Annotated in this window: 8 protein-coding genes and 1 pseudogene; 8 read left to right on the top strand and 1 reads right to left on the bottom strand. The window is 33.9% G+C overall.

Going from position 1 to position 9,922, the window contains the following annotated elements:
- From Q0F04_RS10465 to Q0F04_RS10455, 3 genes and pseudogenes are all read left to right on the top strand, one after another.
- Positions 1-205 (top strand): annotated as a pseudogene (locus tag Q0F04_RS10465) (hypothetical protein); the annotation flags it as partial.
- A gap of 10 nt (positions 206-215) precedes the next feature.
- A complete protein-coding gene (locus tag Q0F04_RS10460) occupies positions 216-431 on the top strand; it encodes a hypothetical protein (protein WP_295753062.1) in 216 nt (71 codons plus the stop codon).
- 73 nt (positions 432-504) lie between these two features.
- Positions 505-1,422 (top strand): calcium/sodium antiporter, encoded by a 918-nt coding sequence (locus tag Q0F04_RS10455; RefSeq protein ID WP_295753059.1) that lies wholly within the window; start codon positions 505-507, stop codon positions 1,420-1,422.
- Between the two features lie 7 nt (positions 1,423-1,429).
- Here Q0F04_RS10455 and Q0F04_RS10450 read toward each other — a convergent pair whose 3' ends face one another.
- Complete coding sequence (locus tag Q0F04_RS10450) at positions 1,430-2,038, bottom strand: TetR/AcrR family transcriptional regulator (protein ID WP_295753057.1); 609 nt, start codon at positions 2,036-2,038, stop codon at positions 1,430-1,432.
- 184 nt (positions 2,039-2,222) lie between these two features.
- On the opposite strand from Q0F04_RS10450, the gene Q0F04_RS10445 reads away from it, so the two are divergent.
- The 5 genes from Q0F04_RS10445 (at position 2,223) to Q0F04_RS10425 (ending at position 9,841) form a co-directional block, all read left to right on the top strand.
- A complete protein-coding gene (locus Q0F04_RS10445) occupies positions 2,223-4,304 on the top strand; it encodes an MMPL family transporter (protein ID WP_295753055.1) in 2,082 nt (693 codons plus the stop codon).
- Between the two features lie 2 nt (positions 4,305-4,306).
- A complete protein-coding gene (locus tag Q0F04_RS10440; protein WP_295753053.1) occupies positions 4,307-6,811 on the top strand; it encodes a hypothetical protein in 2,505 nt (834 codons plus the stop codon).
- 93 nt (positions 6,812-6,904) lie between these two features.
- Positions 6,905-7,057 carry a six-cysteine ranthipeptide SCIFF gene (gene scfA / locus Q0F04_RS10435; protein ID WP_003865538.1) on the top strand — a complete coding sequence of 51 codons (153 nt, stop codon included), beginning with the start codon at positions 6,905-6,907 and terminating at the stop codon, positions 7,055-7,057.
- Positions 7,058-7,137: 80 nt separating this feature from the next.
- Positions 7,138-8,532, top strand: a complete 1,395-nt coding sequence (gene scfB / locus Q0F04_RS10430; protein WP_295753052.1) for a thioether cross-link-forming SCIFF peptide maturase — start codon at positions 7,138-7,140, stop codon at positions 8,530-8,532.
- On the top strand, positions 8,513-9,841 hold the full coding sequence (locus tag Q0F04_RS10425; protein ID WP_295753050.1) for an aminotransferase class V-fold PLP-dependent enzyme: 1,329 nt from the start codon (positions 8,513-8,515) through the stop codon (positions 9,839-9,841). The genes scfB and Q0F04_RS10425 overlap by 20 nt, the downstream gene beginning before the upstream one ends.
- Positions 9,842-9,922 lie beyond the last annotated feature (81 nt).

Here is a 9,922-nt window from a genome sequence, read left to right as displayed (position 1 = left end):
GTGCGAAGCAGAAAAGAGATGGCTAGAAGTAAAGTCAAAGGAATGGGAAGCTGAAGGAATAAGAAAAGGCATTGAACGAGGTAGTGAGAAAAAAGAACTTGAGATGTATCAAAAAATGATGGACAAGGGCTTTGGTATTAAAGCTATCGCATCGATCTTCTCTGTAAGTGAAGAATCGATTAAAAAGTTGTTGATGAAAGCTTAAGAGAAATTCAATGTGTGAAGCAGAAAAGAGATGGCTTGAGGTAAAGTCAAAGGAATGGAAAGTTGAAGGGATTGAGTTAGGAATCAAACAAGGCATTGAACAGGGTGTAGAACTTGGGCAGGTTCTTTTGTACAAGACTATGTTAAAGAATGGAATGAGTGTCAATGAGATTTCTAAGGTTTGTTCAATATCTGTTGAGAGTCTAAAACAAGTATTAAGTGATTGATAAGAAGAGAAAAAATCTCTTCTTTTATTTTAAGCCTGTGATATAATAAGGTGACTTTGAAAGGATTGAGAAAATGGTATTTCTTTTATTAGTATTAGGTATGGTCCTTTTAATGAAGGGTGCAGACTTGTTTGTGGATGGCAGTGCAAGTGTGGCTCGTAAATTAAAAGTACCTTCAGTTATTATTGGTTTGACAATTGTAGCTCTTGGAACAAGCTTACCAGAAGCGAGTGTGAGTATTACAGCTGGTTTAATGGGAAGTAATGAAATTGCGATTTCTAATATTGTGGGTTCTAATATTTTCAATACTTTGGTTGTGGTTGGAACAAGTGCAGTGATCACTCCATTTTTAATGGATAAGGATATTTTAAATCGTGATTTAAAAATCAATATTTTAGTGAGCATCTTACTTTCGATTTTTGTGTTAAATGGAATGTTGAATCGCTTTGAAGGAATTATCTTCTTGGTTGGTTTGGTATTGTTTATTTTGAACTTGATTCGAAGCGCAAAAAAGAATCGTGTTGAGGATGAGGAAGTTGAAACTTTATCGGGAATCAAATGTTTGATTTATATCGTGATCGGTGTTGCGTGTATTATTTGGGGTGGAGACATCACTGTAGATAGTGCAAAACAAATTGCGGCTATGCTTGGAATGAGTGATACGTTGATTGGTTTAACTGTCGTATCTATTGGAACTTCACTGCCTGAGCTAGTAACAAGTGTTGTTGCGGCAAGAAAAGGTGAGAGTGGATTGTCTTTAGGAAATGCGATTGGAAGTAACATAATGAACATTTTGTTTATTCTAGGTACTTCAAGTACAATTCATCCGATTGCAGCTACTTCACAGAATATTATTGATACTTTTGTCTTGATTGGTGTATCTCTTTTGATTTATGGCATTGCCAAAAAGGGAGATACAATGACAAGAAAAAAGGGGATCTTTATGATCCTCGTATATGTCATTTATATGATTTATATTATTGTACGCTAGGTTTGTCCTAGCTTTTTTTCTTTCCTTGGGAAAGAATAGCTCGAATGGAATCGAAAAGAATAGGTTTATATTCTTCGATAGGAAGGGGCTGACTGTGAAGAATACTGTTGTAGCAAGTGCTTCCTGTTAGTTCTACTATAAGATAGAGTATGACTTCTGAATTTTCAAATTCATATCCATTTGCGGTGGCAATTTCGTTAAATTCTTTGATTAAATTGAAACTATCATTATCGATAGCCGTATTTAACTGGGCATGGAATACGCCCCAAGATAGGTTTCTTTCAACGAATTTTAAAATCAATGGATTGTTTTCTAATCGAATCAATACTTGATTGATCAAGAAGATCACAGAGTCTTCAAAATTACGAATATCATTTTTCTCTAATTGTTTGTGGGCTTCTTCAAATAGGCGATGTGCTTCTTTTTGAATTAGAATATCGCGTATTTGGTATTTATCTTTGAAATAAAGATAGAATGTTCCTTTTGCGACCCCCGCGTTTTTTACAATATCATTAACAGAGACATTCGTAATGTCTTCTTTTGTGAATAGATTAAAGGCAGCCTGTAAGAGGTTGTTTTCTTTTATTTTTTTATTTTCAAGTATCTTACTTTTCATGCTTATCACCATCCTTATTATAAACAATAATTTAGAAATTACAATTAAAAATGACCGATTGAACATATTAAAACAATTGTATATTGGTGATTTAAAAAAATAAAACAAAAATATTGACTAGTGGTCAGTTTGGTACTATACTCTTCACGTAGTAAAGGAAAGGATAGAAAAAAGGTGATTCGATATGGATAAGATGTCAAAATGGATAGTTAAATATCGTAATATGATTTTGGCTGTAGCCATTGTTCTTTTGATTCCAAGTGCAATTGGTTATTTCAATACAAATATTAATTACGATTTATTATCTTATTTACCTTCAACTTCAGAATCTATGAAAACACAAAAGATTCTTGGAGATGATTTTAACTTATCGAGTGTAGACTTCTTGGTTGTCAACAACAAGTCTGATCAAGAGGCCGCAAAAATTAAGGAAGAGATCAATAAAATTGATGGAGTTGAAAAATGTATTTGGAGAGATGATGTATTAGATATCTCTGTTCCAAAACAGGCGATTCCAGAAAGCATTCAGGATATGTTATATTCTGGCGACAGTACAATGATGATTGTTACGTTTAAAGAGCCAACGTCGTCAATGCGTACAATGAATGCGATCAGTAAAATTAAAAAATATACAAAAGACGATTGTTATTTAGGTGGTATGTCAGCCATCAGTGAAGATACTAAAGATCAAACAGAACATGATACGCCAATCTATGCAGGTATTGCGGTTGTATTATGTATGATTGTATTGTTCTTAGGATTAGAGAGTACGATTGCTCCAGTTGTATTTATGTTAGGAATGATTTTCCCAATCGTTTATAACTTTGGTACAAACGTATTCTTAGGTGAAATTAGTTATATCACTAAGGCTTTGGCCGTTGTGTTACAGTTAGCTGTAACATTGGATTATTCCATCTTCTTATTACATAGATATCAAGAAGAAAAACAAAATCTTCCAAATGAAGAGGCTATGGCTAAGGCAATTAAAGCTACGTTTACTTCAATTACTTCAAGTTCAATCACAACGATTGCTGGTTTCGTTGCACTATGTGTTATGCAGTTAACACTAGGTAGAGATATTGGTATCGTTATGGCAAAAGGTGTAGTTCTTGGTGTATTATCAACTATCTTCATTTTGCCAAGTTTGTTGATGTTCTTTGATAAGACGATTGAAAAGTACAAACATAAAACAATTTTGAATGAGTTACATAGAGTTCCTCGTTTTGTCATTAGACATTATAAAAAGATTCTTGTTGCCTTCGTATTGATTTTCATTCCATTTGGATATGGTCAGGCACATACAAATATCTATTATGATTTGATTTCTGGTATGCCAGGTGATTTTGCGAGTATCATTGGTACAAATCAGTTAAAAGATAAATTTGATATGACAACAACTCATTTCGTTTTAGTAGATGATACATTAACAACGAATGAAATTCAGAATATGTGTTCTGAAATCAAAGATTTAAAAGGTATTCATAACGTATTAGCGTATGAAGAGTTTGTGGGTCCAGGACTTGCATCCAACTTTACTCCAAGTGTAGTAAAGGATATTTTCCAAAATGGTGGAAAGAAATTAATTGTTGTGAACAGTGATTATAAAGCTGCAACCGATGAATTAAATACACAGTTAGATAAAATGGATACCATCATTCATAAATATGATAAGAAGGGTATGATTGGTGGTGAAGGAAGTATGACACGTGATTTGATCACAACAACGGATACAGACTTTGCGATGGTTAACGTATTATCTGTAATCATGATCTTTATCATTGTTGCCTTAACATTTAAATCATTTGCACTTCCAGTCATTTTAGTACTAACAATTGAATTTGCGATCACAATCAATATGGGTATTCCATTCTTTACAGGAACTACACTTCCATTTATCGCAAGTATGGTTATTGGAACTATTCAATTGGGTGCTACAGTAGACTATGCCATCTTAATGACAACGCGTTTTAAAGAAGAATTATCGCATGGTAAGAAGGTTAAGGAAGCTGCTTTGATTGCGATGGAAAAATCGAGCGTGTCAATTATGACAAGTGGATTCTCATTCTTCGCCGCATGTATTGGTGTAAGTTTTGTAGCTAAGATGGATTTGATCAAATCATTAGTTATCTTATTAGCACGTGGTGCATTAATTTCAGTCGTAAGTATCTTATTAGTATTGCCTTCATTGTTGATTTTCTGCCACAAGTTTATTGAAAAGACTACAAAGAATTGGCCAGAATCAAACATGGAAGCGAAAGGAGAATAAATATGAATTTAAATCATACAGTAAAAGTAGTTGGTAGTGTATTGTTGAGTGCAGTTATGGCAGGTAGTATGATGCCAGTGACTGTATTTGCACAGAGTAATGATGAAAATCCTACAGAAAAAACAGAAACAGTTTATTCTGTATTAAACTCAGATGGTTCAATCAGTGATACAATCGTATCTAGCTGGTTACATGATGAGGATGGAATTAATAATATTAAAGAAACTTTAAACTTAAAAGATGTCAAGAACATTAAATCAAATGAAAAACCTTCAAAAGACGGAAATACATATACATGGAATGCGAAAGGAAATGATGTGTATTATGAAGGAACAGCCACAAAACAACTTCCAGTATCTGTTAAGATTCGTTATGAATTAGATGGTCAAGAAATGTCTGCAAAAGATATGGAAGGTAAGTCTGGTCATTTAAAATTAACTATTTCTTTCACAAATAACTATTCAGAAGTTAAAAATATCAACGGTAAATCTATTGTAATTCACCCTAGTTATTTAGCTGGTGGAATGTTGAACATGAGTACTGGTAACTTTACAAATGTGAAGTGTGAATCTGGTAAGATTGTAAATGATGGAACCAATGAAATGTTGGCATTTGCGAATATTCCAGGTTTGAATGAAACATTAAAATCTGCAGGTTTAGACAAAGTAAATAATCAATTAGGAATCAGTGATGATGTAACAGTAGAAGCGGATGTCAATAATTTTGATTTAGGATCTATCATGGTTGGTATGACAAACGAAATTGATTTGGCAAGTGAATTAGGTGACATTGGTTCTGTATCTGAATTAACAGATGGAATTGACCAATTAATTGAAGCCGATGATCAATTGATTGATGGATCTAAACAATTGTATGATGGAACAACTCAATTAAAAGAACAAGCCGCTCCATTAGTTGGTTCTTCTGATCAAGTAAGACAATTGTCTGCAGGTGCAATCCAATTAAATGATGGTGTCAAAGTATTACAAACAGGTTTAATTGCTTATACAAATGGTGTGGATACATTAGCTGCTGGAAGCCAACAATTGTATGGAATTCCACAGGGTGTTTCTCAAATTCAAAATGGAGTTTCTGGTAACTTAGGTCAAGGAAAAACTAATTTATTAGATGGTGCAACAGCATTAAATGAGGGTTTAAAACAATTAGAAGCAGAAGTAAATGCGATTACTCCAGACCAATTAGAGACTATGCAAAATCAAGTTGCTTCATCTATGAAAACATTAGAAGGTATGAAGACACTTTTGGGTAATGATGTAAAAACATTGACAACTTTACAAACTACACTAGGTGAAGCTGTAAAAACATTAGATAATTTAGCTAATTCAGAAACGGGAGAATTAACTCAAAAAATCGGAGCTGTAATGAAAGACGTTTACACTTTGCAAGCTCAAATTAATAATGATAAAACAATTATTGATTCACATAATACAGATATTACAAATAAAGTAAAAGATATTAATAATCAAATTGATGCAATTAATTCACAAATTACATCTGCTGTAGCTAAGGCAAATGGTAATATTGATGCTGCTTATACAAACGCAAATAGTACAATTGAAGATGCAGCTAAAAAGGCTGAAGCTGATGGAAATACAAAATTAGCTTCTCAAATTCGTGCATATAAATTAGGTGATGCTTCATCTGTTAAGGTTGCCACACCAAGTGCTGAAAATGGAATGTTATTAAATCATGTTGATTTAGGTAAATTAAAGTCATTTGATGAAGTTGATACAACTGGTTTAGCAAAAGATATTGAAACATTAAATGAAGAAATTGATAAAATAAAAGGGACTTTATCGGCTATGAACGACCAATTAAATGGTGCAAAGAAACTTATCTTAGGTGAAAATTTAGATGGAACTGCTGGATTAGCTGGCGATGTTCAATATGCAATCAATACATTAGGTCAAATGAATAGTATGTTAGATACTTATACATCAGCAAGTTCTACAATGAATTTCAAAGAATTGGTTACAAAATTACAAGCTGCTGCTAAGAAATTATCTGCAGGTTCTGAAGGTATCTTAGGTGGAGTTCAACAAGTAAATGCTGGATTAACACAACTTCAAAAGAAATCTGAAGCAGGTATTACTCAAGTAGCCCAGGGAAGTAAAACATTATCTTCTAATAGTGCTACATTAAATGGTGGTGCTAGTGCATTATCACAAGCAACAGGTACACTTGCAGGACAGAGTGGAACATTCAATGAAATGGCTGATGGATTAGATACACTAGGTGAAGCATTTGAAACATTGAATTCAGGTGCTAAAGAATTATACGAAGGTAATGAACAATTCAAGTCTGAAGGATTGGATCAATTAAAAGAAAAGGTTGATTTAGGTGTTGGAGAACTTGAAACATTACAGAGTGTAATGGATGAAATCAAAGCTATGAATAAAGAATATGCTTCTTACTCTGGTGCTCCAGAAGGTGCTACAGTAACAAGTCGTTACGTATTCCGTACTAAGGAAGAAAGTTCTAAATAGTTAATAAAGGTATTCTTCGGAATGCCTTTTATATTTGATATTATTTGGTTGGCGTGTTAAAATAAAAAGGAATTTATATGGGGGTATATAATCATGAAACATATTAATACAGTAGATACTCGTAACTTGTGTGAAAGCGCAAAAAATGGTGGATGTGGAGAATGCCAAACTTCTTGCCAATCAGCTTGTAAAACTAGCTGTGGAATTGCAAACCAAGCTTGCGAAAATAATAAAGAAAGTAAGTAATTAAGAAATGCCGAAGTAATTCGGCATTTTTAATGCCGCCTTTAAGGCAGCATTTTTTAAATATGAGGGAGGAATAATACATGATTCATCAGTATAAGATGTTTAATCAGAATATTGTATTGGATATTTGTTCAGGAAGCATTCATGTGGTAGATGAAATTGCCTATGATATGATTGCTGGATTTTTGGATAAGGATAAAAATGCTTTAGTTCTAGAAATGAAGGAGAAATATCCTGAAGTAGAAACATCTGAATTAGAAGAGTGTTACGATCAAATTTTAGAATTAAAAGAACAAGGTCGTTTATTTAGTGAAGATACATATGAGCCAATGGCAGGACAGCTAAAAGCAAAGACAAGTGGCGTGATTAAAGCTTTATGTCTTCATATTGCCCATACTTGTAACTTAAATTGTTCTTATTGTTTTGCCAGCCAAGGAAAATATCATGGAGATCGTGCTTTGATGAGTTTTGAAACGGGTAAACGTGCCCTTGATTTCTTGGTGGAAAATTCAGGTACTCGTAGAAACTTAGAAGTAGATTTCTTTGGTGGAGAGCCACTAATGAACTTTGATGTTGTTAAACAATTAGTTGCATATGCTCGTAGTATTGAAAAAGAAGCTGGAAAGAATTTCCGTTTTACATTAACGACAAATGGTATGTTGATCGATGATGACGTAATCGAGTTTGCGAACAAAGAAATGAGCAACGTTGTTTTAAGTTTAGATGGACGTAAAGAAATTCATGACCGTTATCGTGTGGATTATTCTGGTAAGGGAAGTTTTGATACAATCGTTCCTAAATTCCAAAAATTAGTTAAGGCTCGTGAAGGTAAAAATTACTATATGCGTGGTACTTTTACTCATGCCAATCCAGACTTCTTAAAAGATGTGCAACAAATGTTAGATTTAGGATTTAGAGAATTAAGTATGGAACCAGTGGTTGCCAAATCGGATGATCCTGCAGCATTAACAGAAACAGATTGTGAAGTTGTGAAAAAACAATATGAAGATTTAGCGAAGTTGATGCTTGATTATGATGATAAGAAAGATCCATTTACTTTCTATCATTATATGATTGATTTAAAAGGTGGACCATGTATCTATAAGCGTATTTCAGGATGTGGTTCAGGAACTGAATATATGGCCGTTACGCCATGGGGAGATTTATATCCTTGCCACCAATTTGTAGGGGAAGAAGCCTTTAAATTAGGTGACATTTATACGGGTGTCACAAATAAAAAGATTCAGGATGAATTCGCATCATGCAACGTATATGCACGTAAAGAATGTGCAGATTGCTGGGCAAGACTTTATTGTTCAGGAGGATGTGCAGCCAATGCTTACCATGCGACAGGATCTGTCAAAGGTGTATATAAAGAGGGTTGTGAATTATTCTGTAAACGACTAGAGTGTGCACTTGCCGTAGCCATTATTCGTGATATGAAAGAAAAGAATCATGAAGACGCCGATTGTTAGTTTTCTAAAATCGTATCAAGAAAAATCACCTGTAAGAATGCATATGCCAGGCCATAAAGGTGCTGGCATTCTTGGTTTTGAAGGAATGGATCTTACAGAAATTTCTGGAGCTGATGAATTGTTTGCGGCAGAGGGAATCATTAAGGAAAGTGAACAAAATGCTTCAACCTTATTTGGATGTCCAACCTATTACTCAACCCAAGGATCAACATTATGTATTCAAACAATGTGTACAATCTTATGCCAAGATGCCAAAAGTAAAGGGAAGAAACCTAGGATTCTTGCAGGAAGAAATGCGCATAGAAGCTTTATTCATGCAGCAGCACTACTAGATTTTGACATTGAATGGCTTTATGGAAATAGTGACTACTTATCTTGTAAGATTAATGCGAAAGATTTAGAAAAGGAAATTGTTGGAAATAATCCGACGGCCGTATATCTGACAAATCCAGACTATTTAGGAAATCTTTTGGATATTAAGTCTTTAGCTAGCGTATGTAAAAACCACAATGTATTACTTGCCATTGATAATGCGCATGGTGCATATCTTCGTTTTCTTGAACAATCATTACACCCCATTGATTTAGGAGCTGATCTATGTTGTGATTCAGCTCATAAAACACTACCCGTACTTACTGGGGGAGCTTATCTTCACTTAAGTGATTCTTTGAATCAAGTATGGAAAAATGACGTAAAGCATTTTATGGAATACTTTTCTTCCACAAGCCCATCCTATTTGATTATGGCATCTTTAGATGCGGCAAATGATGTGTTGGATCATACGTTTAGAAACTCTTTGTCTGAATGTGTTCGTAGTGTTGATTTATTAAAGAATACTTTAGTTCAACATGGATATACAATTTTATCTGGTGAACCTATGAAGATAACGATTTCAACGAAAGAGTTTGGCTATACCGGAAATGAAATCGCAAATCTTTTAATGGAATGTGATATTTATCCTGAATTTTATGATTCAGACTATATTGTATTGATGCCATCTCCATATAATACGAAAGAGGATTTTAATCGATTAGAGAAGTGTTTGTGTGGAATTGAAAGAAAGTCAGTTGTATTCAATTCGTTTCCTAAGCTAGAACACGCTAAGAAAGCCATGAATGTACGCCAAGCTTTATTTGCGCCTAGCATGAAAGTAGATGTTTCTAAATCATTAGGACAAATATGCTCAAGCATTACTGTATCTTGTCCTCCAGCTATTCTTCCGGTAATTCCAGGAGAAGTAATCAGTGCAAGTGCAATAGAAGTCATGAAATATTATGGTATTGAAACTGTACGAGTTGTCAAAGAATGACAGCTCTTTTTGTACGACAGGCAGTCGTGCTTATAGTTGATAATCCAAATCAGTGATTATCAACTGTTTTATTTTAGAGAC

The sequence above is a fragment of the uncultured Holdemanella sp. genome (assembly GCF_934772795.1).
Taxonomy (GTDB): Bacteria; Bacillota_I; Bacilli_A; order Erysipelotrichales; family Erysipelotrichaceae; genus Holdemanella.
This window is presented reverse-complemented; position numbering and strand designations above follow the sequence as displayed.

Bases quoted from the DNA above. Each gene is read 5' to 3' on its own strand.
- Q0F04_RS10460 (WP_295753062.1), top strand. From the start codon at position 216: ATGTGTGAAGCAGAAAAGAGATGGCTTGAGGTAAAGTCAAAGGAATGG.
- Q0F04_RS10455 (WP_295753059.1), top strand. From the start codon at position 505: ATGGTATTTCTTTTATTAGTATTAGGTATGGTCCTTTTAATGAAGGGT.
- Q0F04_RS10450 (WP_295753057.1), bottom strand. From the start codon at position 2,038: ATGAAAAGTAAGATACTTGAAAATAAAAAAATAAAAGAAAACAACCTC.
- Q0F04_RS10445 (WP_295753055.1), top strand. From the start codon at position 2,223: ATGGATAAGATGTCAAAATGGATAGTTAAATATCGTAATATGATTTTG.
- Q0F04_RS10440 (WP_295753053.1), top strand. From the start codon at position 4,307: ATGAATTTAAATCATACAGTAAAAGTAGTTGGTAGTGTATTGTTGAGT.
- scfA (WP_003865538.1), top strand. From the start codon at position 6,905: ATGAAACATATTAATACAGTAGATACTCGTAACTTGTGTGAAAGCGCA.
- scfB (WP_295753052.1), top strand. From the start codon at position 7,138: ATGATTCATCAGTATAAGATGTTTAATCAGAATATTGTATTGGATATT.
- Q0F04_RS10425 (WP_295753050.1), top strand. From the start codon at position 8,513: ATGAAGACGCCGATTGTTAGTTTTCTAAAATCGTATCAAGAAAAATCA.